The organism is Enterococcus sp. DIV1411a, from assembly GCF_050531945.1.
Taxonomy (GTDB): Bacteria; Bacillota; Bacilli; order Lactobacillales; family Enterococcaceae; genus Enterococcus_B; species Enterococcus_B faecium.
Genome location: NZ_CP172892.1, coordinates 1,398,718 through 1,422,968, shown reverse-complemented (window position 1 = coordinate 1,422,968; position 24,251 = coordinate 1,398,718). Strand labels below are relative to the sequence as shown.

Annotated in this window: 30 protein-coding genes and 2 tRNA genes; 13 read left to right on the top strand and 19 right to left on the bottom strand. The window is 36.4% G+C overall.

Annotated elements, in window-relative coordinates; all coding sequences use genetic code 11:
• Positions 1-72 precede the first annotated feature (72 nt).
• The 9 genes from IGJ87_RS06870 to IGJ87_RS06830 form a co-directional block, all read right to left on the bottom strand.
• Positions 73-1,026, bottom strand: a complete 954-nt coding sequence (locus IGJ87_RS06870) for an IS30 family transposase (protein WP_407960233.1) — start codon at positions 1,024-1,026, stop codon at positions 73-75.
• A gap of 127 nt (positions 1,027-1,153) precedes the next feature.
• On the bottom strand, positions 1,154-1,408 hold the full coding sequence (gene rpsT, locus IGJ87_RS06865) for a 30S ribosomal protein S20 (protein ID WP_002292188.1): 255 nt from the start codon (positions 1,406-1,408) through the stop codon (positions 1,154-1,156).
• A 399-nt stretch (positions 1,409-1,807) separates the two neighbouring features.
• Positions 1,808-2,077 carry a hypothetical protein gene (locus IGJ87_RS06860; RefSeq protein WP_002289125.1) on the bottom strand — a complete coding sequence of 90 codons (270 nt, stop codon included), beginning with the start codon at positions 2,075-2,077 and terminating at the stop codon, positions 1,808-1,810.
• A gap of 261 nt (positions 2,078-2,338) precedes the next feature.
• Positions 2,339-2,467 (bottom strand): hypothetical protein, encoded by a 129-nt coding sequence (locus IGJ87_RS06855; protein WP_002295511.1) that lies wholly within the window; start codon positions 2,465-2,467, stop codon positions 2,339-2,341.
• Positions 2,468-2,546: 79 nt separating this feature from the next.
• Positions 2,547-3,002 carry a DUF441 domain-containing protein gene (locus IGJ87_RS06850; protein WP_002289123.1) on the bottom strand — a complete coding sequence of 152 codons (456 nt, stop codon included), beginning with the start codon at positions 3,000-3,002 and terminating at the stop codon, positions 2,547-2,549.
• Positions 3,003-3,139: 137 nt separating this feature from the next.
• Positions 3,140-5,068: a heavy metal translocating P-type ATPase gene (locus IGJ87_RS06845; RefSeq protein ID WP_002289122.1), complete on the bottom strand. Its 1,929-nt coding sequence runs from the start codon at positions 5,066-5,068 to the stop codon at positions 3,140-3,142.
• Between the two features lie 196 nt (positions 5,069-5,264).
• Complete coding sequence (locus IGJ87_RS06840) at positions 5,265-6,098, bottom strand: undecaprenyl-diphosphate phosphatase (protein ID WP_002298973.1); 834 nt, start codon at positions 6,096-6,098, stop codon at positions 5,265-5,267.
• Between the two features lie 191 nt (positions 6,099-6,289).
• The gene (locus IGJ87_RS06835) at positions 6,290-6,994 is read right to left on the bottom strand and encodes a histidine phosphatase family protein (RefSeq protein ID WP_002289120.1); all 705 of its coding nucleotides are present in this window, start codon (positions 6,992-6,994) and stop codon (positions 6,290-6,292) included.
• A gap of 22 nt (positions 6,995-7,016) precedes the next feature.
• Positions 7,017-7,643, bottom strand: coding sequence for an MBL fold metallo-hydrolase (locus tag IGJ87_RS06830; RefSeq protein ID WP_002289118.1), 627 nt, complete (start codon positions 7,641-7,643; stop codon positions 7,017-7,019).
• A 325-nt stretch (positions 7,644-7,968) separates the two neighbouring features.
• On the opposite strand from IGJ87_RS06830, the gene IGJ87_RS06825 reads away from it, so the two are divergent.
• On the top strand, positions 7,969-10,344 hold the full coding sequence (locus tag IGJ87_RS06825; RefSeq protein WP_010725993.1) for an ATP-dependent DNA helicase: 2,376 nt from the start codon (positions 7,969-7,971) through the stop codon (positions 10,342-10,344).
• 23 nt (positions 10,345-10,367) lie between these two features.
• Here the strand turns inward: IGJ87_RS06825 and IGJ87_RS06820 are convergent, their stop codons facing one another.
• Positions 10,368-10,859: a YajQ family cyclic di-GMP-binding protein gene (locus IGJ87_RS06820; RefSeq protein ID WP_002289115.1), complete on the bottom strand. Its 492-nt coding sequence runs from the start codon at positions 10,857-10,859 to the stop codon at positions 10,368-10,370.
• 186 nt (positions 10,860-11,045) lie between these two features.
• On the opposite strand from IGJ87_RS06820, the gene IGJ87_RS06815 reads away from it, so the two are divergent.
• Complete coding sequence (locus tag IGJ87_RS06815) at positions 11,046-11,966, top strand: YitT family protein (RefSeq protein WP_002289114.1); 921 nt, start codon at positions 11,046-11,048, stop codon at positions 11,964-11,966.
• Positions 11,967-12,119: 153 nt separating this feature from the next.
• Positions 12,120-12,464, top strand: a complete 345-nt coding sequence (locus IGJ87_RS06810) for a metal-sulfur cluster assembly factor (RefSeq protein WP_002289113.1) — start codon at positions 12,120-12,122, stop codon at positions 12,462-12,464.
• Positions 12,465-12,653: 189 nt separating this feature from the next.
• On the opposite strand, the gene IGJ87_RS06805 is transcribed toward IGJ87_RS06810, so the two are convergent.
• Positions 12,654-13,154 carry a GNAT family N-acetyltransferase gene (locus IGJ87_RS06805; protein ID WP_002300172.1) on the bottom strand — a complete coding sequence of 167 codons (501 nt, stop codon included), beginning with the start codon at positions 13,152-13,154 and terminating at the stop codon, positions 12,654-12,656.
• A gap of 527 nt (positions 13,155-13,681) precedes the next feature.
• Between IGJ87_RS06805 and IGJ87_RS06800 the strand changes: the two genes are divergently transcribed.
• Positions 13,682-13,765: transfer RNA gene (locus tag IGJ87_RS06800), tRNA-Leu, on the top strand.
• Between the two features lie 371 nt (positions 13,766-14,136).
• On the opposite strand, the gene IGJ87_RS06795 is transcribed toward IGJ87_RS06800, so the two are convergent.
• Positions 14,137-14,760, bottom strand: a complete 624-nt coding sequence (locus tag IGJ87_RS06795) for a LysM peptidoglycan-binding domain-containing protein (RefSeq protein ID WP_002299583.1) — start codon at positions 14,758-14,760, stop codon at positions 14,137-14,139.
• Between the two features lie 334 nt (positions 14,761-15,094).
• On the opposite strand from IGJ87_RS06795, the gene IGJ87_RS06790 reads away from it, so the two are divergent.
• The 3 genes from IGJ87_RS06790 to IGJ87_RS06780 all read left to right on the top strand — a co-directional run bounded on the left by IGJ87_RS06790 (position 15,095) and on the right by IGJ87_RS06780 (position 16,153).
• On the top strand, positions 15,095-15,529 hold the full coding sequence (locus IGJ87_RS06790; RefSeq protein WP_002292929.1) for a universal stress protein: 435 nt from the start codon (positions 15,095-15,097) through the stop codon (positions 15,527-15,529).
• Between the two features lie 22 nt (positions 15,530-15,551).
• The gene (locus tag IGJ87_RS06785; RefSeq protein WP_002323581.1) at positions 15,552-15,872 is read left to right on the top strand and encodes a hypothetical protein; all 321 of its coding nucleotides are present in this window, start codon (positions 15,552-15,554) and stop codon (positions 15,870-15,872) included.
• A gap of 140 nt (positions 15,873-16,012) precedes the next feature.
• A complete protein-coding gene (locus tag IGJ87_RS06780) occupies positions 16,013-16,153 on the top strand; it encodes a hypothetical protein (RefSeq protein WP_181041517.1) in 141 nt (46 codons plus the stop codon).
• 3 nt (positions 16,154-16,156) lie between these two features.
• Here IGJ87_RS06780 and IGJ87_RS06775 read toward each other — a convergent pair whose 3' ends face one another.
• Both IGJ87_RS06775 and IGJ87_RS06770 read right to left on the bottom strand, forming a co-directional pair.
• Positions 16,157-17,116, bottom strand: coding sequence for an IS30 family transposase (locus IGJ87_RS06775; protein WP_000222573.1), 960 nt, complete (start codon positions 17,114-17,116; stop codon positions 16,157-16,159).
• Positions 17,117-17,339: 223 nt separating this feature from the next.
• Complete coding sequence (locus tag IGJ87_RS06770; RefSeq protein ID WP_002297433.1) at positions 17,340-17,597, bottom strand: hypothetical protein; 258 nt, start codon at positions 17,595-17,597, stop codon at positions 17,340-17,342.
• 157 nt (positions 17,598-17,754) lie between these two features.
• Here IGJ87_RS06770 and IGJ87_RS06765 point away from each other — a divergent pair, with 157 nt between their 5' ends.
• Together IGJ87_RS06765 and IGJ87_RS06760 are read left to right on the top strand one after the other, a co-directional pair.
• Positions 17,755-18,018, top strand: a complete 264-nt coding sequence (locus IGJ87_RS06765; protein ID WP_002292935.1) for a hypothetical protein — start codon at positions 17,755-17,757, stop codon at positions 18,016-18,018.
• A gap of 23 nt (positions 18,019-18,041) precedes the next feature.
• Entirely contained in the window at positions 18,042-18,230 is a 189-nt protein-coding gene (locus tag IGJ87_RS06760; protein WP_002288067.1) for a hypothetical protein, read from the top strand.
• 82 nt (positions 18,231-18,312) lie between these two features.
• Here the strand turns inward: IGJ87_RS06760 and IGJ87_RS06755 are convergent, their stop codons facing one another.
• On the bottom strand, positions 18,313-18,498 hold the full coding sequence (locus IGJ87_RS06755; RefSeq protein WP_002288064.1) for a hypothetical protein: 186 nt from the start codon (positions 18,496-18,498) through the stop codon (positions 18,313-18,315).
• 214 nt (positions 18,499-18,712) lie between these two features.
• Here IGJ87_RS06755 and IGJ87_RS06750 point away from each other — a divergent pair, with 214 nt between their 5' ends.
• Complete coding sequence (locus tag IGJ87_RS06750; RefSeq protein WP_002288062.1) at positions 18,713-19,084, top strand: YxeA family protein; 372 nt, start codon at positions 18,713-18,715, stop codon at positions 19,082-19,084.
• 149 nt (positions 19,085-19,233) lie between these two features.
• On the opposite strand, the gene IGJ87_RS06745 is transcribed toward IGJ87_RS06750, so the two are convergent.
• From IGJ87_RS06745 to IGJ87_RS06735, 3 genes are all read right to left on the bottom strand, one after another.
• Positions 19,234-19,306: transfer RNA gene (locus IGJ87_RS06745), tRNA-Gln, on the bottom strand.
• Between the two features lie 45 nt (positions 19,307-19,351).
• Complete coding sequence (locus tag IGJ87_RS06740; protein ID WP_002295776.1) at positions 19,352-19,780, bottom strand: hypothetical protein; 429 nt, start codon at positions 19,778-19,780, stop codon at positions 19,352-19,354.
• Between the two features lie 59 nt (positions 19,781-19,839).
• The gene (locus IGJ87_RS06735) at positions 19,840-20,598 is read right to left on the bottom strand and encodes a C39 family peptidase (protein ID WP_002297431.1); all 759 of its coding nucleotides are present in this window, start codon (positions 20,596-20,598) and stop codon (positions 19,840-19,842) included.
• Positions 20,599-20,892: 294 nt separating this feature from the next.
• Between IGJ87_RS06735 and IGJ87_RS06730 the strand changes: the two genes are divergently transcribed.
• Positions 20,893-21,090 carry a hypothetical protein gene (locus IGJ87_RS06730; RefSeq protein ID WP_002288059.1) on the top strand — a complete coding sequence of 66 codons (198 nt, stop codon included), beginning with the start codon at positions 20,893-20,895 and terminating at the stop codon, positions 21,088-21,090.
• A gap of 105 nt (positions 21,091-21,195) precedes the next feature.
• Positions 21,196-21,678, top strand: a complete 483-nt coding sequence (locus IGJ87_RS06725; RefSeq protein ID WP_002288056.1) for a hypothetical protein — start codon at positions 21,196-21,198, stop codon at positions 21,676-21,678.
• Between the two features lie 57 nt (positions 21,679-21,735).
• Here the strand turns inward: IGJ87_RS06725 and IGJ87_RS06720 are convergent, their stop codons facing one another.
• Complete coding sequence (locus IGJ87_RS06720) at positions 21,736-22,332, bottom strand: nitroreductase family protein (RefSeq protein WP_002288054.1); 597 nt, start codon at positions 22,330-22,332, stop codon at positions 21,736-21,738.
• Positions 22,333-22,718: 386 nt separating this feature from the next.
• Between IGJ87_RS06720 and IGJ87_RS06715 the strand changes: the two genes are divergently transcribed.
• Positions 22,719-24,185 carry a peptide MFS transporter gene (locus IGJ87_RS06715; RefSeq protein ID WP_002288052.1) on the top strand — a complete coding sequence of 489 codons (1,467 nt, stop codon included), beginning with the start codon at positions 22,719-22,721 and terminating at the stop codon, positions 24,183-24,185.
• The last annotated feature ends 66 nt before the right edge of the window (positions 24,186-24,251 follow it).

Here is a 24,251-nt window from a genome sequence, read left to right as displayed (position 1 = left end):
AGAAAGACGAGGGCAAAGCATGCGGGAAGGTCGTTTGTTTTTGTCCTTTTTTTGACAATATTATTTGTCAAATTAAGCGAGACAAAACTTTCCATTTACGTAACTCAAAAAAACTTCTAATGGTGTTTGGTAATTTAGTGATTTTCTAGGGATATGGTTTCTTTTGGACGCAACGGATGAGATGAATCCTTGATTGACTTGGTTGAAGTCCATTTCTTTTGGTAGTCCATCTTTTCGGAGGAGTCCGTTTGAATGTTCATTTAATCCCCGTTGGGAAGGCGTTCCTGGGTCTGAGAAATAAATATCAATATCATTCGTATTACTAATACTTTTCCAACTAGAGAATTCTTTTCCACAATCAAAGGTAATTGATTTGAAAAGATTTTTGGGTACGGATTGAAGCCATTCATTAATCGAATTTTCAATATCAACTGCCTTACGGCCTTCTGGTTTCAAGGCGATAATGGCTTTTGAAAGTCGCTCAACGAGTGTGATGACGGCACTTTTATGGTGGATGCCGACAATCGTATCACCCTCTAAATGTCCAAATTCTTCTTCGAAAACGACATAATCTTTTTTACGTTCAGAAATATTTCTTTTGAATGCCTGTTTTCCACGTTTTTCCTTATAACCATTTGGTTTTCGTTTTCCTTGCATCGGTAAATGTAAAACATTGAATTCTCCCGTCTTAAACCGGCGATAGAGGGTACTTACTGAACAAGAGAAGGTTCGCTCTGCACGGCCAATAATGACGTCTGGGGTCCAACCTTCAGTTGATCTTTTTGCAATGTATTCTTTTTCCTCAGCAGGAAAAATGATTTCGGTTCTCCCACAACGTCGCTTATTTTCTTTGTATTGTTCAAAGCATTCAAGTGCTGTTCCACCACATTTGAGAAAGTTATAGACATTGTAAATTGTTTGGCGTCCACGTTTAAGCTGCTTCGCAACGATAGCAACCGGAGTTTCTTGATGAAAATATGCTTCTATCATTACAAGCTCGTTTGGTGTAAGATGGGTATAAGTCATTTATGTTCACTCTCCTTGTATGCTTTAGCGGGTATTACAATTTGAGTGTAACATAAATGGCTTTTTTATTTGTCTCGCTTAATTATACAAACGGCGCAAATAAAAAAATCGGCCGAAGCCGATTCTTTTATTTAGCGATTTTTTTGCTTAAACGAGATTTATCGCGGTTAGCTTTGTTTTTGTGGATTAGACCTTTTGATTCAGCCATATCAATAGCTTTAACAGCTTCTTTATATAACGCATCTACGTTGTCAGCACCTGAAGCTACAGCATCTTCAAATTTTTTGATTGCAGTACGCATAGCGCTTGTTTGAGATGAATTTTTCACATTAGCGTTTTCGCTTGTACGAACACGTTTGATTGCAGATTCAATGTTTGGCATTAGTTTCACCTCCGATAACTTAAGTTCTTACGCGTGTTACCGCATAATTCAACATTCATTATTATACCTAAAGGCAGCGTGCTTTGCAATATGAACATGACAAGTTTTTTTCCTTAACAGTCTTTTATTAGGATTTTTTTTCAGTAAAAACGGATAGTACAAGCTGAAAAAAATCAAAAAGACGCTATTGTGGGAGGCAATAGCGTCAAACCAAACTAGATTTTTATTTATCTATTTAAACAAAGTTTGAATGGGAATGTTTGGTACTAAGTTATTATATAACAAAGAGAACCGTTTGCAAAGTTTTTTTTGAAAAGGGATACGATTCCCTGTTGTTCTTTGTTTTTCTATTAAGAAACTGCAGTTATTTTATAACCAGTATCCTTTGATCAGTAAAGGCTATTCTGGTGTACCGATTATTTTAATGTATTCATCGATATTTTTTATCAACATTTTTTTTATGACCAACTGGTTCCGACGGTTCCATTTGCCACTTACTTCCAGCACATATTTATTTAGGGGCAAACGTAAGATATATTTTGCCAAATAGCGATCTTTAAGCAGGCCATTGATCACACGGTCCTCAAGCTGCAAGTTGATCCCAGTCAGCATCATTGGCTGTTCTTGTAAAACGTACGTATCAATTAAAAGACCTTCAAAAGTTTCCACAAGCGTCTTCCTTTCTTTTCAAAGTAACCTGAAAACAGGCACTAATTCTTCCATTTTGATATTCGTTGAAGTGGATGCGATCATTCTTTCTTTTGTCCACTGTAATCTAGTATAACAAAAAAGAGCAGAAGAGCCAAAAAGAAAAAAGAGCATCGAATTCTATAGGAAGTCTCATTGGCATGGCCTAAATTATTACAAAACATTGATTAAAAAAAGCCCCTGCATCGCAGGAGCATCCCCTATATCGTTTTAATAGGTCAATCAAAAAGCAGTATCAAACACATTTTGTATCAAATCAGGAAATAATAGATAAGCTAAGCCCAGAATCAAAAGTACCGCTAGAAGAAACCAGCCGATTGTTCCTATGAAATACTTTAATTTTTCGAACATTGTATCACCTCGTTGTCAGTATATCACGGATCAGTAAATTGGGGGTGTTAAGAATCTCCTAAAATAGACAAAATTTGTTCTATTTTCCTAAAGCAAATACTTGTAAGATACAGTAAGTGATACCAGAAGCAATGACCGGTCCGGCGGCGATTCCTCTTAAGAAGACAACACCTAAAATCGTGCCGAAAACAAGTGCAACAGTGATTTGTGGATCAGAAGCAATCAATCCTACACCCTTGGAAGATAAGACAGCCACTAGCCCACCGCAAAAAACAGCTACCCAGCCAATAGGGGATTTAAAGGCTTCTAATAGATCACGTAGACCGATTTCTCCTGTTGCGATAGGGATTAGAATAGCCGCTGTGATGATCGTCACCCCAATATTGATTCCTTTGCCTTGAAGCCAAGGGAAAAAGGAACGGGAGGCTGGTATGAGCTTCATAATCAAAACAAAAGCTGCCGCTATCATCAGACTTTGATTCTTAGCTAAAATTGCTACAAGTAAAATAATTCCTAAAAAAAGCCAACTTTCCATGAAATATATTCCTCACTTTCTTCGAAACAATCATAACATGTTTTTAGAAAGTTGCAAAAGTAGGAATTCATCCTTCAAGACCTATTCATAAGCTGTTTTTTTCATAAAATAAACAAAATCATAAAAAAACACTTTGCTTATTTGACAGAAGACAGCCGCGCTTTGTATAGTGGACAAGACTTACATTTTTTTGAAGAATCAGAAAGATCAGGTAAAGGTCTTAGTAAACGCAAGCCATTCAGAATAACCAATATTGTGCTTCCTTCGTGTCCTACAACTCCAAGAGGTAGATTTAAAAATTGCAGGAAGTTAGAAGCAATCAACAAGAGAATAACAAGAATCGAAAAAATAATATTTTGTTTGATGATCCGCCGCATTTTTAAAGATAGCCGATGACTGTAGACAAATTTATTTAAGTCGCTTTTCATTAAGACGATGTCTGCGATATCCATAGCGGCATCTGTCCCTTGCCCCATAGCGACACCTAAAGAAGCGGCTGCTAAAGCAGGCGCATCATTGACTCCATCACCAACCATCGCATTTACTTGGTAAAGTTCATTCTCTTTTTTGACTAGTTGTGTTTTTTCTTCCGGAGTACAGCTTGCATAGTAATGTTCAATCCCTACTTGTTCAGCAATGGCCTTTGCTGTGCCAGAATGGTCGCCGGTTATCATACTTGTATGGATGTTTTGGGATTTAAAGTAGGAAATTACTTGTTGGGTATTTGCTTTTGGAATATCTAGCAGACCTAAAACAGCAATTAACTGCTGATCTTTAGAAAGATAAATCACGGTTTTGCCTTGATTTTCCAAACGTTCGATCATTTCCGCAATCTCTTTGCTGATTATCATCGTCTCAGGATCATATGCGTGCTTGCCAACTTTCCATTGCGCACCTAAATAGGTAGTTTGTAATCCAAAACCAGTAATTTCTTCTATTGGTAAGTATTGGATTTCTTCAGGTATTGTGCAATCGAAATATTGCAAAATCGCATGAGCAAGTGGATGCGTCGTTTTTTGTTCCATAGCAACAAGAAGTTGTTGTGCCAAATCCTTTTCATCAAAGAAAAAGCTGTCAGTTACAACTGGTTTTCCTTTAGTGAGCGTTCCTGTTTTATCAAAGGCAATCGCTTTTAATTCAGAAAGCTTTTCTAAATGGATACCGCCTTTGATTAAAATCCCATTTTTTGCAGAATTTGAAAGAGCAGCTAGAGAAGCTGGTGTAGCAGATGCGACAAGCGCACAAGGAGAAGCCACAACTAATAATACCATTCCTCGATAAAAGCTTTCATCCCAACTCCAACCTAGGAAAAAGTGGGGGAGAAGGATCATTAGAGGAACAGCAAGCAAAATCAATTTTACATAATTATTTTCGATTCGTTCGATAAATGAAGCTGTTTGAGTTGGCGTATTCTGCGCTTCTTCTACTAATTGGATAATCTTAGCAAAGACAGTTTCGGAACTCGTTTTTGTTACTCGAATCGTGATGGGATTTCCTTGATTCAGCGTTCCTGCATACATCTCATCGCCTAAATATTTTTCTACAGGCACAGATTCACCGCTTAATGCAGACTCATCGATCGTTGCCTGTGTGCTTTCTAAAAAGCCATCTATCGGAACAGCTGCTCCTTTAGCGACAAATACCAAGTTATCCACCTTTAGTTGAGAAACATCTACTTCTTGCATTTGTCCATTTTCTTTTAATAATTGGGCTTTTTGTGGTTGAAGATTCATCAAAGCAGTAATTTCTTTTTGACTTTTATTAGTTGTGTATTCCTCTAATGCACCGCTTAAACAAAAGATGAATGTCAACATTGCTCCTTCAAAGTAATTACCGATCAAACAGGCACCAATAGCAGCTAAAGCCATCAATAAATCCACATTCAGTGTCCGATCATTCCACAATTCTTTCAAGCCTTCCGATGTTTGTTTATATCCACCGATGATAATGGCACTGATATAAAAAAGTGGGGTGATGGTAAGAGAGAATCGGTCGAAGATAAAACCGAAGATCATAAATAAAAGGCAGCCGATTGTTGCTGCAAAAGCTTTTTTCTGATTAGTCATCGTTATTAGACCTCCTTGTCAAAACAAGGATAGCATAATAAAAATGTAATTGATAATAATAACAGCTAAATGAGAACGATAATGGTTATCATTTGGTGATTAAGCTTGATGTTGTTTTTATTATTTATAATGATTATTATTAAAGAAAATAAAAAACCAGAACATTTCTCAAATAAGAGAAGTGTTCTGGTTTTTTCTACATTGCAATAAACCAATAACCAATCAAAATGATACCAAGGATAATACGATACCAGCCAAAAGCGGTAAAGTCGTTTTTCTTCAAATAGCTTAGTAAGAATTTGATAGCTAAGACGGAAACCACAAAAGATACGAATGTTCCTACAAGAAGAACAACAGTTTCTTCCATTTTGAATGAATTCCCTTCAGCTAAATATTTGACGATCTTCAAGCCGCTTGCGCCAAACATGACAGGAATCCCTAAGAAAAATGAAAACTCTGTAGCGACAAAACGCGAAGCACCAATCAAGATAGCTCCTAGGATCGTTGCGCCAGAACGGGATGTTCCGGGAACAAGTGCCAAGACTTGGAATAACCCAACAAGAAGAGCTGCTTGGTACGTAAAGTCATTCAGAGAAGTCCAACGAGGTGTTTTGTTTTTGTTGCGTTTTTCGACAATAATAAAGGCAATACCGTAAACGATCAAAACAATGGCAACTGGTAAGAACTTGTGGAAATTTGCTTCTAACCAATCATCCAAAGGCAAACCAATGATGATGGCTGGTATGCAAGCAACGATCACTTTAAACCAAAGTGTCCACGTATCTTTTTTTTCTACCGTTGATTTACTTGGAGAAAATGGGTTTAACTTGTGAAAATAAAGAACGACGACAGCCAAGATCGCCCCTAATTGGATAACGACATTGAACATCGACATAAATTGTGAACTGGCATCCAGTTTGATGAATTCATCTGCTAGGATCAAATGACCAGTACTACTGATGGGCAGCCATTCCGTTATTCCTTCAATAATACCGAGAATCACTGCTTTGATAATATTTGCAAAAAACATAAATTCCTTCCTTCCCAATTAAGATACATCTTATAGTATACCGTTATTTTTTGAGAAACCCAATCTGTTTTTTAATATTAAGAAAAACTTGAGAAATAAAGCAGATAAGTACACGAAGAGAAAAAAGAAGACAAAGCCCTCGTTCAGACTTTGCCTTTTATGATTCTCTGGTAAAAATTAAAATATCCCCATTATAGAAACGAGTCGCGACTATGTGTTTTCCCGTTATCGATATAAGACGTATCATTGATGCCGTGGATAGAAAATCGACCGTTTGCATAAGTGACCTTTGTTACGCTGCCATTTAAAAGCCCAGCACGAACAGGCTGTTTAGGATCGATCAGATTAAGCAAAAAGGCGATCGTCAAACCATGAGATACGACTAAAACATTTCCACCACCATTTTTTTCGCAGTGATGGGCGATATCTTCAAATCCTGTCCATACACGGTCTCGCAATGTTTCATAAGTTTCCGCCCACCCAGCGGTATCTAAGTTGTATACAGCATTAGCAATTTGTTCAAAAGAAACTTCTGTGGTAAACATTTCATCATATGTTTTAAAATTCAATACACGAGGGATCACACCCCACATTTCCATGTCATATCCACCTTCAAGAGACCCGAAACACCATTCTCTAATCCTTTTTTCAATAAAATAAGGAATTTCTTTTCCCTTAGAATGTTCTCCTAGAATAATACGGGCAGTTTCGATCGCACGACCACTGTCACTAGAATAAGCAAATGAAAAGTCGACATTTTTTAACCCGCGACCTAAATAATGAATGCCTTCTTGTCCTTGCTTTGTGAGGGGTGTATCACACCAGCCTTGTACTCGTTCAATTGTATTGAACATCGTTTTTCCGTGTCGTACGATATAAAGTGTAGTTTCTGTCATTTTATTCTCCTCCTAAGTCGTTTTAACGATTGAAAAAAGGATTTGTCCTTTTTTCCTGTTCAATCGTCGTTGCATCGCCATGTCCTGGATAGACTGCAAATTCATCAGGTAATACAAACAGCTGGGTCCGAATACTATGAAGTAATTGTTCTAAATTCCCTGTATACAGATCGGTTCTACCGATACTTCCTCTAAACAGGGCGTCGCCAGAGACGACAAAATCATCAAAAATAAAGCTGACGCTTCCTATAGAATGCCCTGGGGTAGGGACGACGCGAAAAGACATGTTTCCTAAAGTATAAGTTTTCATTTCAAATTCATATTCTGCAGGCGAGACAATAACATCAGCAATATCATCATGTCTACCGAGTCCAGAAAGATTCAAAATCGGATCACCTAGCCATTTTTGCTCTAGTGGGCTGACATAAACTGGGATTTGATAATACGCGCGTAAAGGTTCCACTGCACCGATATGATCGTAGTGGGTATGGGTAAGCAAAATCGCTACCGGCTGTTGGTTTGTTTTTTTGATTTCTTGTTTGATTCGTTCCGCATCTTCTCCAGGGTCAATGATCAAAAGTGCTTCTTCGTTGTAGACCAAATAACAGTTTTCTTCAATCATTCCTGTTTTTAATCTTTCGATATGCATGTGCATTCCTCCTTGATAGCCAAAACTTCTTTCATCCATTAGTATAACGCATTCATTGCTAGGAAACAAAAACAGGTACTTATTTCTCTTTACTTATCTGAATTATCAGACTATATGAAAAGTATTTGGATATTCTAAAGAGAAGGAAAGTAAGTTTTCATAGCATTTTAATATGTCCTTGTTACATTAGATTCATCCAAAAATCCAAATTCTATATCCTATATCCCTGCCTAATCAGCAGGGTGTTTTTTTATGTTTGGAAAGAGAGCTCTTTTTGCTAAACTAGGTTTTTTCAGGTAATCTTAGAGAGAAAGAGGTGGTGGAAATGATCAAACAGTCAAAAATATCTGTGCGGCACTTAGTAGAATTTATTTTGCGACGTGGAAGTATCGACAATCGTAAAAAAAGTAACCATACTGCATTAGAAGGAGCGAGAATCCACCGCAAGCTCCAAAAAGATGCGGGAGAAAACTATGAAAAAGAAGTCTTTTTAAAAACAACAGTTCAATTAGATGAATATCACCTGATCGTTGAAGGCCGTGCAGACGGTATTTTCAAAAGAGACGGTATTTATTATATAGATGAAATCAAAACCTCCGAACCACGATTTGAAGATTTAGAACCAGAACAAGTGGAACTTTTCTTTCATCAAGCAAGGGTGTATGCCTATATCTATAGTCAAGAACATGATTTACAAGAAATAAATCTGCAATTGACTTACTTCCAGACGGCAGAAGAAGTGATCACGAGAAAGGTTGAACATCAGACAAGAGAGCAGTTAGAAACTTTTTTTAAAAAGCTGACTGAAGATTATAAAGAATGGCTTGTTTTTCAAGAAAACTGGCGCACTGTACGCAATGCCTCTTTGATGGCTTTGAAATTCCCCCATGATGAGTATAGGAAAGGTCAGCGTGAACTAGCGGTAGCTGCTTATAAAACGATCCGTACGAAACAGAAATTGTTTGTAGAATCACCTACCGGAACAGGAAAAACAATCTCTACGTTATTCCCCGCTTTGAAAGCTGTAGGGGAAGAAGAGGGAGAAAAGATCTTTTATCTAACGGCTAAAACAATAACTAGACAAGTAGCTGAAGATGCTATGACAGCATTAAAAGATACAGGAGCTGAAGTAAAAAGTGTCACTTTGACGGCGAAAGACAAGATCTGCTTTTTAGATGAGACGACCTGTAATCCAGATCAGTGCCCATATGCCAATGGTTATTACAATCGGATTAATGAAGGTTTATGGGATCTTTTGAATCATGAGAATCAGATCACTCGTGAAGTCATCGAAACTTATGCAAGAAAGCATACACTTTGTCCTTTCGAACTATCATTAGATGTCAGTATCTGGTGTGACGTAATCATTGGGGATTACAATTATTTATTTGATCCAACTGTTTATTTAAGACGTTTTTTTGAAGATGAAAAAAACGAGGACTATCTGTTTTTGATTGACGAAGCACATAATTTGGTGAATCGTTCCCGAGAGATGTATTCGGCAGAACTATCTTATGAAAAAACGAAACGAAGTAAGGAAGCTATACCAAAGGAATTCAAAAAACTTCATCGCCGTTTCAACAAACTATTAAAAGAATTTGATTCGATCCGAGAAATAGCAAAAGAAGATCATTGGGATTATCATCATCAAAAAGCACCGGCTGAATCTTTAGTAAAGGCAGGTTATCAATTAAGCGAAAAAATTAAAGAATGGCTGGCAGAATTTCCTGAGCACCCATCACAAGAACAATTGCTTCCTTATTATTTTGATTTGCTTCATTTTTTGAAGGTCAGTGAATTTTATGATGATCACTACGAAACAACAGTCGAAAAAACGTATCGCGATCTGATAGTAAAAGAGTTTTGTATTGATCCAAGCTTGTTTCTTGAGCAGTCGTTGGATAAAGGAAAAAGCAGTATTCTTTTTTCTGCTAGTTTTTCACCACTCTCTTATTATCAGGAAACACTGGGGGGACAAAAAAGTCTGGCTTACAAACTGCCGAGTCCTTTCCCAGAAGGAAACCAGCAAGTTTTCATCGCAAATTACCTAGAGACGACTTATCGAAAAAGGGAACACAGTCTGGCAAAATTAGTAGAGACGATTCATGCTTTTGCTGATGGAAAGGTCGGGAATTATTTCGTTTTCTTTCCTTCTTATCAGTATTTAGATCTTGCGGTGGAAGCATTCAGACAGCAATATCCCGACAGCAATGTGCTAATCCAAGAAACGGACATGAATGAGGAAGAACGCGAACGATTTTTAACAAAATTTCAAACAAATCCCGCTGAAACATTGATTGGATTTTGCGTACTTGGCGGGATTTTTTCAGAAGGAATCGATTTGAGAGGGGACCGATTGATCGGCAGTATGATCGTAGGTGTAGGTTTGCCGCAGATGAATCATGAGCAGGAACTGATCAAATCATATTATGATGAGAAGGAACACCTTGGATTTGCTTACGCTTATCAGCTTCCTGGAATGAACAAAGTCTTGCAAGCTGGTGGTCGAGTGATTCGTGGCATGGCGGATCAAGGAATCGTTGTATTGGCAGATCAACGATTTTCTAGTTTTTCTTATCGACGTTTATTCCCACAACATTGGCAAACAGCAAGAGAAGTACGAAGTGTTGGGGAATTGGAAGAAGGAATACAGCGTTTTTGGTTATCAAAAGAAGCAGTAAATCAAAAAAACGAGGAATGACAGACGTCAGCCTCGTTTTTTGATTAACGATAGTTAGTGAATTGCAACTCGATTGGTAAGTCAAGTTTACGTAATAAAGCAATCACAGCTTGTAGATCATCACGGTTCTTACCTGTCACTCTAATCTGATCTTCTTGGATTTGTGCTTTTACTTTCAGTTTTTCATTTTTGATAGCTGTAGTGATTTTCTTCGCGTTTTCACGATCGATTCCGTTGACCAAATCGGCAGTTTGTCGAGCTTTGCCACCTAGAGCGTGTTCCGATTCAGAAAAATGGATATTTTTGATTGGTACATTTCTTTTGATCAGCTTACCAAATAATACATCTTTGATCTGTTCGATTTTGAAATCATCATCGCTCAATACAACTAGATTGCTGTTCTCTAATTTGATTTCTACTGTAGAATCCTTGAAGTCAAAGCGATTGGACAATTCTTTTGTTGTTTGCTGAATCGCATTTTTTACTTCTTCTGTATTGACTTCTGATACAATGTCGAAGCTAGCATCTTTTGCCATAGGAACCCTCCTGATATACATATAAATATTTACCATACATCTATCTTATCATAGGATTAGGGCAGATTCTTACCTGTTTGCTAAAATTCTTCTCATTTGAGTTCGAAGTATTTTATTTTAATAGATAAACTGTTATTCTTACATTTGGAATACCAAAGTAGGGGAGAGGTGCTTGTGAGTAAAATTATGACTGCGTATCATAAAAATGAAAGATTAAAGAAAATAGTGGTTATTTTGATAACCGGATTGACCGCTGCGGTCGCTTTAAATTATTTTTTGATTCCAGCCAATGTCTTTTCTGCAGGGATGAATGGGATCGCTCAAATCATTTCCTCGCTTTTATATGAATGGTTTCATATAAAGATAGACACAGGAACATTTATTTTTCTTTTGAATATCCCTGTGTTTGTATTAGGGTTTCTCAAAGTAGGAAAACGAGCAACGATCCTTAGTTTTGTGAATGTTGTATGTGTATCGGTGATGACGATGCTGCTTCCAGTCGGACAGATCACTGATAATATTTTGATGAATGCCCTAGTAGGCGGTGTTTTATTAGGTCTTGGCGTAGGATTATCTTTAAAAATGGGCTTTACAACTGGTGGGATGGATATCATCTCTCTTGTACTTTCACAAACAACTGGAAAAACAGTCGGAAACTACATGCTGATTCTAAATGGTATCATTGTAGTCATCGCAGGCTTCTTCTTTAACTGGGAAAGTGCCTTGTATACGATTATTTCCATTTATGCAATGACTCAAGTAATTGATGCCATCCACACGAGTCATCAAAAAGTAACTGCAATGATCGTTACCGTCAAGCCAGAAGAGGTAACAGAAGAACTAGCAAAACGGATGGTACGTGGAATGACATTACTGCCGTCTGTCGGTGGCTATTCAAAAAAACAAGGGAACATGATCATGATGGTCATCACCCGCTACGAAATGTATGATCTTGATCAGATCGTTCATGAAATCGACGACGATGCATTTATCAATATTTTACCAACTCATTCAGTATTTGGCCGGTTTGCAAATGAAAACGAACAAAAAATGTATCGAACAACTGGCGTATTGCCAGAAATAAAAAATCGTTCACAAAAAAAATGAGGAATCAGGTTTATTTTAGAATAAATTTAATCTATTACATCTAATAAGAACATTTTTATAAATTTAAACGAGAATCTTCCTTCTAAATTCTCATTTACAAGCAGCTAAAAAAAGAGTATGATAAATAAAAATCGTGTTAAGGAGTGTCGTACGATGAGCGAAGCAAACCAAGAACGGTCTGGACAAGAAATAGAACTAATCAAAGAACGTATTCTTGCTGCCTTGGAAATGGTGATTGATCCTGAATTAGGAATCGACATCGTCAATTTAGGCTTGATTTATGATATAGAATTCAATCCTGAAAATGGAGAAACAGTCATTAAGATGACATTAACAACTATGGGCTGTCCATTAGCAGATATTTTAACAGAATCTATCCATGACGCATTAAAAGAAGTGCCAGAAGTAACGAAAGCAGAAGTCAAACTAGTCTGGTATCCAGCATGGACGACAGATAAGATGAGCCGTTATGCACGGATTGCGTTGGGGATACGATAGAAATCTTGGCTGACTAGCTATGAGAAGCAAATAGGAAAAACAAAAAAGCCTTTTATCCTTTCTAGAAGAAAAGAGATAAAAGGTTTCTTTGTTTATAAAATTTTGTCTGCTATATTATAAGTTAATTAAATAAATGTGTTCTATTGATAAAGGACATTCAAATCCCTTTCCTTTTGGAATCCTTCTTTTTTACATCAGTTTGATTTTCGTATAGTATTCTTTCTCATCTTCACGATAAATCGCAGCCCCATTTTTTTGTTGTGCTTTAAGACTGCCAAGATTTTTTTTATTTACAGACAAAAGTGCCTCATCAATGCCGATTTTTTTTGCCTCTTGTAGTACTAATGCTAATCCTTGTGTGGCATATCCTTTTTTACGATAATTAGGGGAGATGCCGTAACCAATATGGCCAGCGCTGTTTCTTAATGTTTCGTTCAGTTTATGGCGCAAATTAAAAATTCCTACATACTCATGTTCATCACTTTCTAAAATAAAGACGGTTGCGGGAACGTAACTCTCAGGAAGATCGATTCCTAAAGACGTTTTTTCGCATTTTTTTACATAATCTAAAAATTCAGCAAATGTATAGCCATAAGCATTGTTGATAAATCCACTCTCATTTGGTCCAAAGCTAGTTTGTAGCTGATAAGCTTTCTTTAAATCTGCTTCCCATAGTTTGATCAGTTTCATCGTATTCACCTCTTTAAGTAACCTTATTCATTTGTTTTCTACTATAGCACTATTGTTGTAAATAGCCATGCCTATTTTTATTTATTGTGTCATATCGTATTAAGAATCATCGAACAATACAAATATGAATTACAATAAAAAAATTATTTGAAGTTCGTTCATTCGTTACTTATGATCTCTAGAAGAAAGAAAACGTGAATTACTTCAGCGTCTAGAATTCCAGAAGGATAGTAACCAACAGAAGAAATAATCAATATCCAAATGAAAGAAGATAGCTGAATCGAGAAAAAGAGGAAAAAAGAAATGAAGAAAAAAATAAAATAGTTACTAATCCCAGAGTCGTTCGTTTAACATTGAAATCGATCATATGGATAAAACAGATTTTTTCACCAACCCTCAATAGATGATGGAGTTGCTCGGATGAATTATTTGTGTAGATGGCATAAGGGAGGGCGTACAGAAATGAAAAAGAACAAAAATATGTTCTTGACAAAAAACACATGTAATCCTAAACTAAAAGATGTGATGCGGCTATGGCGGAATTGGCAGACGCGCTAGCTTCAGGCGCTAGTGAGGGTGACCTCGTGGAAGTTCGAGTCTTCTTAGCCGCATAATTTGTTTTTTTGAGAAGGAAAAAAGATATCGACGGAGTTTCTCTGTTGATATCTTTTTTTATAAAGAGAAGGTACACCTGGAGCGATGAGAAAGAAAATAACATATTATCTAAAAGAATATAGGAAAAATTTTAAACAACGGAACCAGATTCAAATAAATCAAAAAAATTTGTGTGAAGGTGGGACAGTTTAAAACCTAATAGATTGATTCAAATAGTAGATTTATAGATTCTGATACAAGAAATACTGGCAAACGTTAGTTAAGGAATCAAGACTAAACTTAAACTCAAAAAGAGGTCATGCGAAAGAATAAATCGCATGACCTCTTACTATATTTTGAATGTGTTTAAACGTTCAAATAATGAATCTTAGTACCAACCGTTTGCTTCCCAGAATGCTTTCGCCGCTTCCCAAGAACCATAACGTGAAGTAACATATTGTTCTGCTACTCTTTCTTGGTTTGCAGCAGAGTAGTCACCATTTAAGTAAGAAGAATCTAATTGGTAACGTCCGATGTAACGTCCGTTCGTTGCTGTGTAAGAACCGCTTGATTCTTTTTGTGCGATCCATTCTTTTGCAGAGCTTGTACTTGCTGGAGTAGCAGCAGTTTCTGTTACAGCAGGAGCAGGTTGTGTTTCAGCAACAGGCGCTGCTTGTGTTTCCGTTTGAACCGTTTCTTGTACAACAGGTTGTTCAGCTTGGACTGGTGCTTCTTGAACGGCTGCTTGAGGTTCAGCAGCTGCTTGTGCAGAGCCTTCTGTTGGGATTGTTAATTGTTGTCCTGAGTAAATCAGGTTAATATCAGAAATTGAATTTGATTCTGCAATGGCATTGATCAAGGAGTTATCACCAACGTATTTTTGAGAAATCGTTGATAGAGTATCACCTGATTGAACGGTATAAGCTTCGTCCGCATGAGCAGTCGTTCCCATGAAGAATGCAGCGCCGGCAGCCAAAGTTGTTCCAAAAAGTAAAGTTTTAAGTGATGTCATGAAAAATCTCCTTTATTCGTTAAAAAGTTTTATTTGTTGTGTTCAACGAGGAATACTTTAACACGTGAAAATATTTCATAGGTAAAAGAAGCATGACAATTTATGACAAATCCACGTTTTTTGTAACAGAATGATGTTCGCTCGATGTGAAAAATGATGAGGAATTTCACATAATGCAGTAATAATGGGATTAGAACAGGTGTTCTGATGAGAAAAGAAATGTATAAATAACTCGAAAGAAATTGCTTTTGTTCATCATTTTATTTACATATTGCGTATATTTTTTGTATTTTTGCTTGAGATGTTACAATAAAAGAAAAAGGAGGCGGTTCCAATGAGTAAAAGATACCAGAACATCATGGTAGCAGTTGACGGATCAAGACAATCGATCAAAGCGTTCGCTGAAGCCCTTGACTTAGCAAAGGACAATGAAGCCCACTTATTTATCGTGTCAATCATCAACAAAGTTGAGCTGACCCATAGTGCCTATGCCTTTTCAAAAATCTATGCAGATGAAAAACAAAGAACAGAAGTAGCCATGCTTAAAAAAATCAATGATGCCAAAGAGTTCGGCATTGCTGAGATCCACGCAATAGTTGAAACTGGAGATCCAAGAAATTTGATTGCCAATGTCATCCCTGGACAAGAAAATATTGATTTGATCGTTATGGGAGCGACAGGAAAAGGTGCTATACAACAAGCATTAGTTGGATCGACCGCTTCTTATGTCGTATCACATGCCCCTTGCAGTGTGTTGGTCGTGAAGTAATGAGATAAGGGAGGAATAGAAAATGGTTCGTCCTCAAGAAGTTCGTGCGCCAAAAGAAAAAATAGAAATTTTAGCAATTATTGAAGACGGCACACAAACAAGAAAGGGATACTCGATCGCTTTAGTAAAGTGGAAAGGAAAAAAAGGTGTCGCTCTGAGATGGGATGGAGATAATCAACAAGATAAAGGATTCCCTGTCACAGCTAACGGTTATCATCCAGCGTGGTTTGTTCTGCCTGATAAATTTATGGAATTATACAGCTATGATTATGCAAGAGCCGCAGCATCAATCAAAGCATTAGATAAATTAACAGAAGAGCAGAATGAAATGGAGGAAAAATAAAAAAGACGAACCAATCAGCCTTTAGAAAACTGATTAGTTCGAGGAGTAAAAATGAAAAAAGGTTATTTGGGATGAAACTAGAATAATGCGTATAACTTAAATAAAACTTAAAGCAATAAAATGGCAAGAGGGTGAGGCAAATGGAAGCAGGAAAAGTATTACAGGAAGTAAAAGCACTATGTGCAGATAAAAAATATGAAGAAGCGAAAAGCCTGATCGAAAAGAACAAAGAAAATTTGGAAGAAAAGTACCCGATCGCACAAGAATTTATAGAATCTTAATTGTCAAATTAAGTTAGACAAATCATCAATACTTACGTAACTCAAAAATACTTCCAAAGGTGTTCGATAATTCAGTGATTTTCTAGGAATATTATTTCGTTTCGATGCGACAGATTGAATAAAAGATTCATCTACTGAATTGAAATCCATAGATTTCAATAAACCATCTCTACGTAACAATCCGTTAGAATTCTCGTTTAGGCCTCTTTGAGACGGCGTTCCTGGATCAGCGAAATAAATGGCAATATCATTGGCATTACTGATCTGTTTCCAATTTGAAAATTCCTTTCCACAATCAAAAGTGATGGATTTGAATAGATTTTTCGGTACAGATTCAAACCAATGATTTAATTTGTTTTCAATATCAATCGCTTGTCTACCACACGGTTTCAATGTGATGATAACTTTTGATAATCGCTCAACTAAGGTAATTACAGCACTTTTATGTTTCAAACCTACGATAGTGTCACCTTCAAGGTGACCAAACTCATTTGAGAATTGGCTATAATCTTTTTCACGTTCATGAATAGAGCGACGGAAAGCTTGTTTTCCACGTCTTTCTTGATGTCCATTTGGTTTACGCTTGCCTTTCATCGGTAAGTCAGAAGGATTAAATAGCCCCTTTTTGAACATACGATAAATGGTACGAGCAGAACAACGAATAGGAAACGCTGCACGACCAACAATCACATCGGGTGTCCATCCTTGAACAACCTTTCTTTGAATATATTCTGATTGTTCCTCAGGTAAAACAAGCGGGCGTCTACCACAGTTTGATTTGTTTTTCTTATACTGTTGATAGTACTCTAAGGCTGATTTTCCTTGCTTGAAGAACAGGTATACTTTATGGATCGTTTGTCTTGAACGATTCAAGCAATGCGCAGTTTTCGCAACAGATTGATTTATTTTGAAATAAGACTCTATCATTACAAGTTCATCCGTTGTAAGATGGGTATAGGTCATTTGTACTCACTCCTTATAATTCTTTGGACGGAACTATTTTGAGTGTAGCACAAATGACTTTTTTAGTTGTCTAGCTTAATTTTACAATCGGCGGAATTAAAACAAGGAACGATCCTTCACCGATTCAAACATTTTTTTGGTATAACAGAATAGAAAAAACGATTAAAGATCGGCAGAAATTTGCTGCATCTTTAATCGTTTTCTTTTTAAACATGCGAGGGATTCAATTCTGATTCTTATATAAAAAATAGATCCAAATAATAAGAAAAATTACTGAAAGCGTCAATTCGATGATGTGTGTTAATAATACAGACGTTGTTTCCCAATGCCTAAAAGAAAAAATTTGATAAGTAAAATATACAGCAGGTAAAGAGGCCAGTAAAACTGAAAACTTCTTTTTTGTCCATTTTATGTAATAGAAAAGAATGCTTATCATAATAAAAAAAGGAATATAAAAAACAAATTGACCGATCGCGATCATACTATTGCCTCCAATAAATAAAGTCCATGATACAAAATAACACTTTGTGCGAAATGGCGCAAGCAGTTTTGTGGATTTATCCAGTAAAATCTGTATCGATTTTGAAATTAGAGGAGAAACTTGCTATAATCAAAGTGAAAGAAGGAGTGGGATTTTCATGGATCATGTAGTGTTAGAAATCGATTTGCATTTAATCAATAATATTCGGGTGATTTACTATGTTGTAAGCAACAGTGTCGAACAACGTGTACTGACGAATAAAATAAATGGTATTTTAGCAAAGAAAGACGTTCACCGATTCAATAATGGTGAAGGAAGTTATTATAGTATCCCAGTAGAAAAAATTATTTATACGACAGTCAAAGTCAGAGAAGATCTAGATACCAAAAAAGCATATGAACCTATTTTTACAACTTATTGATTGACAGCAGATGGAGGAAAAAAATGAATCCATATGAACAACTTATTCAAGATTTGATCGATGGAAAAATCGAAAAGATTGATGTAAAAAGAGAAGAATTAATGGCTTTTCGAGAAGCGTGGCTGAAGTTGGAGAATCGTAAATATGTGGTGGGAAAAGCCTCACTGAACGGCAATGTGACTTATCATTACGATCCGACACGTTTATTTTAGTATGAAGTATTCAGAAAAGAACCAAAGGAGGACGATGCAGTAGCATTGTCCTCCTTTGATTTTACAAAAGTGAAAGTTTTACTTATTTGAATAGATTTTTAAATTTGTTTTTGACACTGTCGATATTTACATCTTTTAAAAGATTTTGGGCTTTCTCTTTATAAGGTCCTAATTGTTCTTTATGTTCTTCGATAAATCGTTTTGCGCCATCGAAATTGCCGTTCTTAATCATTTCCTTGACTTTTTGAAATAATTCTTCTTGATTCATTTTGAACACATCCTTTGCTATCAACATGATTTTTTACATGGACAAAACGAGAAAAACTGATTTATCCACACGTCAATAATATCAAATAACGATCATTTTTACTAAAAAAACACTCGATTCTCGCTTCTAAAGTAGGAGAAAAATCTCCAACTTGGGACGGATGGAATTTCTTTAACTGACCCATATACTGAATATATAACAAGGAGGTAGAAAGATGAAAGTGATTAAATATTTGATTGGACTGGCGGCGATTAGTGGTATTTTGCTATTTGGACTGAAATATTATACTGAAGGAAGTTATGGAGAAATCCCTGGTATACTTGATCAGCTAAATCCATTAGTTGAAAAAGGAGAGGTCTATGTAAAGACACAAAAACCAGAGGAAGTAAATGAATATGGTACAGCAAGGTATGTGCAGAAAGCTGCTGATGCCAATGGGAAAGAACGAACGGTTGAATTTAATGGTCTTTCTGTGTTAAAAGAAAATCATTATTTGAAAATCAGCAATAAAGGAGCACACATAGAAACGTATGAGGAAGTTCCTAGAGAAAAAGTTCCAGAGAAAGCATTAGCAATTATTGGGTAAATCAGTTTTTGTATTAAGAATACGCCCGATTTTATTATTCATAATTTAATTATGTAAACTAAATAGAAGTAGTAAAAATAATACAATAATCCCCCTGCAAAAAGATTGTTCTTTTACAGGGGGTTCATTTTTTCAGCAAGCACATCAAATTGGGATGGCAGGGTTCGAACCTACAATTGCTTGATTCAGAGTCAAGTGCCTTACCAGTTTGGCTACATCCCATTTATTCAACAAAATAATCATAGCACTTTCCTAAAAAAACGCAAGTTATTTTTCTTGATCGGATAGTTGTTGCTTTACTCGTAAAAGGCGGCGTACTAGTTTCTTTTCTAATCCAGCAGGAAGGGCAATCAGTTCTGCTACTGACAAGACGGTGTCCAATAACTGATATTCTTTGACAGGTTCATTCATAATATGATAAATGTTTGCTAAACGTTCAATATATTCAAAGCGAGTATACTCTGTTCGAGCAATCAGAAATTTCAATAAATCGGTGGCTTTCTCGTACTCTTGATCTGCGTAATAAACAAGAGATTGACGATACAATTTGATTTCCAGTTCATTGAGGGTAGCAGGTCTGCGACGCTCGTTCCACTCATTAATAGAGACTTTACCTTGAACATTTCCCTTGCAGTCACGGACAAAAATAATCGGAATTTCATTTGGATCCATTTTTTTATGTGTGAATTTTTCCATTATCTACGCTCCCTTCAAAGGTTTGGTATCTTGAGTATAAGGGATTTTTGTTTGAATTACTAGCTTTTCTCCAAAGTTAGCATCTGTCCACCCATTGCAGTGAAAATCGCCGAAAAATCGTTGATCGGTACTGCTCGATTTTTTACACCATAGGGATCGTTGACATAAATATTTTCTTTGTCATATCCAGTGACTACACAAGCATGAACAAGAGGAGTGACTCTTACTTCTCCATTATTTGTGGTCCAAGTCATAAAATCAGTTTCATCTGGGACTTCAAAATTGATAGTCACAGAAGTCCAGACAGGATTTCCTTTAGATAGTGCTTTTTTGATATCATCGAGTTGAGCATCGGTTTTTGGAAAAGTGTGATAATCCGTTTGGACGATTTGCTGAGCAAGGGAGGCAACTGGGGGAACATAGACGCCCATAGCCCAGTCTCCGCCACTGATATCACCAACAAATCCTTCATTAGGATCGCCATGAGTCCCATCTGCATTGAAAACAGGGACGTAATCCAATTGCTCAGCTAACTGGTTTTTAGTTGTTTCATAACCATAAAAAGATAAAAGCATAGAAAGCGAAGTGACTTCACAGCCATTTTCTAAAGAAGGAGAATCAAACTGGCTCTCTAATGGAACATCTAGTAAAACTTCTGCTTTCTCTTTTGTCTTTTTTGTTTTTTGTGTTGAACTTTTTTGTGCAGTGTTCATTGTATGTTCTGGAGAATGGATATGTAGGTAATAACTTGTACCGCTTAATAAAAGAGCAGCTGTGCCCCCTAGAAACAATAGTTTTTTGAACGTTTTTTTCTTCATTTGAAAACTCCCTTTTCAGCTGTTTATCTTTCCTATTATAAATGTATTTTTATTGGAAATGGAAGTATTATATTTTAATATGTAGGAAATAATTAGTTTTTAAGGAATATGTTTTAATTTTTTGAAAAAAATTCTTCTAAATACAACAGCTGTTTTAATTGTGAAAACGAAAACAGTACGCTATAATGCCTGTAAGGTTGATTTTTAACTGTAAATAAAAATCAATGAGTTAAATCTCCAAAGAAATAGCAGTGGTAATGTGGAGAAAAGTTCCAGCAGTTTAGGAGGATTTTGATGACGGAAGAAATGATTAATTTAGGAGAACAATATGCATGCAAACCAATTGGTTTTACAAAAACGGTCATTGGTGAAGTTGTATCAAAAATGACAAACTGCGCCGTGGTCAAAGTTGCCCAATGTGCTGCAGAGGACCAAGAATTATTAGATGAAAAAGCAAGCATGGTTGTTGCAAAATATGATACATTTGAATAAAGAAAACAATTGGACGTGCGGCGTGCTGCAAGTCCAATTTCTTTGAGAAGGTAAATCAGTATTCTTTTCCTATTTTCTGGAGAAGAAAAAGCGAGGCGAGTTGTCATGGTAACATTCTTTACGGTTCTATTGTTTTTATTCGTTGTTGTGATGTTTTTATTTCTTTGGCTGGTTCGAAAAGAAATTATTTATCGGACTGTGCGAAATCGATGGGTCTACTTGGTGATACCCTTCTTAGTGTCACTAGTCATTTGGTATACACTCATCAGTCATCCTACAGCAGATGAATTGGCAAAAGGGATCTTGTCAGCAATGATTTTTATTAGTTTTTTGTTGGACAGTAGAGGAATCACAGAAGAAGGACTTGTTTTGAATAGCTTTGACAAAAAAGGTGTTCCTTTTTCTGAGATCAATAAAATTGTATTATATCAGCCAAAAGGTTCTAAAATCGTAAAAATGAATTTTTTCCGAAACGGATGGCGAGGACCGATGCTGAAATTTTCTGCATCATTAGAAGAATTAGTTCCATTTTTGTCCCAACGCTTAAACGATGAGGCAGAGATTGATATTATGATTGATCCAGAATAAAAACAGAGGTTGCGACAAGATGTTTGTCACAACCTCTGTTTTTTATTTCAAATAAAATTATCCAAATACGCGGAAGCGATCGGCATCGTTCATGTATTCTTTTTCCCCAGCCGGTGTTTCTGGTGAACCGAATACTAATTGCGAACGTAGTTTCCAGTTTGAAGGGATATTCCATTCTTTTGCAACTGCTTCGTCAATAACTGGGTTGTAATGTTGCAAGTTTGCGCCCAATCCTTTATCAACTAATGCTACCCAAGTATTAGCTGTTGCGATTCCGTTTGATTGTTCTGACCAATCTGGGAAGTTGTCTGCATATAATTCAAATTGTTCTTGTAGACCTTTTACCACGTCAGTATCTTTGAAGAATAATACTGTACCATAACCATTTTTGAAACCAGCTAATTTGTTTTGTGTATTTGGGAAAGCTTCTGCTGGAGTCAATGGGCGAAGTGCTTCTTCAGTGATTTCCCAAAGTTTTTCATGTGCATCTCCGAAAAGGATAACTGCGCGTGTTGATTGAGCATTGAAAGCAGTTGGGCTTTCTTTAATTGCTTCTTTGATCAAAGTTGTTAATTCTTCATTAGAAAGTGAAACATTACGTCCTAGATGATAGATTGAACGGCGGTTTTTCAAAGTGTCAGTAAAAGTTGTCATAATAAAATTTCTCCTTTGATTTGCGTTTTGCATTTTTTTAATTGATTACGAAATGAAGTATAGCACCTTACAAAAAGTAAGTAAACAGATATGCTCACAAAAAATAAGCGAAGTTAAAAAAACAATTTTAATAAGAAAAATCGTTATGTAAGGATTTTCTTAGTTATCGCTTTCATTGTTGTGTTTTAGGAATTTTTGCTTATTTGAAAAAAACAGCTGATATATAATTATTAAATCTCTATCTTCTTTTTTTTATGATATTGCCATTAAAAATTACTTGTTTTTATAGAAAATTAGTTTATATTTCTTAAATAAGTTTTTTAGTTAAATTTTTCGGTAAAGATGTATAATATTTTCTGAAAATTTAAAGAATTGGGGTATAGATTATGGAAAAACAGCAAGACAAGGGCTTCTTCGGGCAGCCGAAGGGATTGTCAACTTTGTTCTTCACTGAGATGTGGGAACGATTTAGTTATTACGGTATGCGTGCATTACTTATCTATTATATGTACGATACAGTTGCCAACGGGGGACTTGGATTACCACGAGCAACAGCATTAGCTATCATGTCGATCTACGGATCTTTGATCTACATGTCTAGTATCGTCGGCGGATGGGTATCTGACCGAGTGTTAGGAGCAAAACGCACTGTATTCTTCGGTGGAGTTTTCATTATGCTTGGCCACATCGTCTTGGCTTTACCATTTGGTGTAAGTACATTGTTTGTTTCGATGGCATTGATTATTATCGGAACCGCCTTTTTGAAACCAAATGTTTCTGGCATGGTCGGACATCTTTATTCAAAGACTGACTTGCGAAGAGATGCAGGATTTTCGATTTTTTACATGGGTGTCAACTTAGGGGCATTATTAGCACCACTAATCGTTGGTACAATCGGTCAAGAATATAACTATCATTTAGGGTTCTCTTTAGCTGCTATTGGGATGTTCTTTGGATTATTACAATACATCATCCAAGGACGCAAGACATTAGACGGAGTGGGTACAACACCGCCGAATCCTTTGACAACTGAAGAACGTAAAGGATTCATCCGTAACTTGATCATCGCACTTGTTGTTATCGCTGCAGTATTCGGCGGGGCACAACTAACTGGTCATCTGACAATTGACTTTTTTGTCAATACAATCAGTGTATTGGGGATTATCTTACCGTTGTATTACTTTATCAAAATGCTGACTTCAAAAGATGTAACTGCTGAAGAAAAACCAAGAGTATGGGCTTATATCCCATTATTCCTTGCAGCAATCATTTTCTGGTCATTACAAGAACAAGGTTCATCTATCTTAGCTTTATTTGCTAGTGAACGTACACAATCTACGCTATTTGGTGTAACGATCCAAGCAAGCTGGTATCAATCATTGAATCCAATTTTCATCTTTATTCTGACACCAGTATTCGTAACGATGTGGACGAAACTTGGTGAACGTCAACCATCTACAGTAGTGAAATTCTCTCTTGGACTTTTATTTGCAGGATTATCGTACTTGCTATTGATGTTGCCGGGTATGCTTTATGGTACAAGTGGGAAAGTAAGTCCATTGTGGTTGTTGGGAAGTTTCTTCATCGTGGTTATTGCTGAATTGTGTCTTTCACCAGTTGGTTTGTCTGTGACAACAAAATTAGCACCACGAGCATTTGAATCACAAACAATCGCTATTTGGTTCTTAGCTGATGCTTCTTCACAAGCAATCAATGCACAAATTGCACGCTTCTACACACCGGGAACAGAATCTGCTTACTTCGGTATTATCGGTGCAGTAGCAATCGTCGGTGGTATCTTGCTATTTACTGTGAAAGAACCAATCAAAAAACTAATGGGATCTATTCATTAATCAATGAACATAAAGACAGGAATTGCTTATTTGCAGCAGTTCCTGTTTTTTGCGTATACTTAAAAA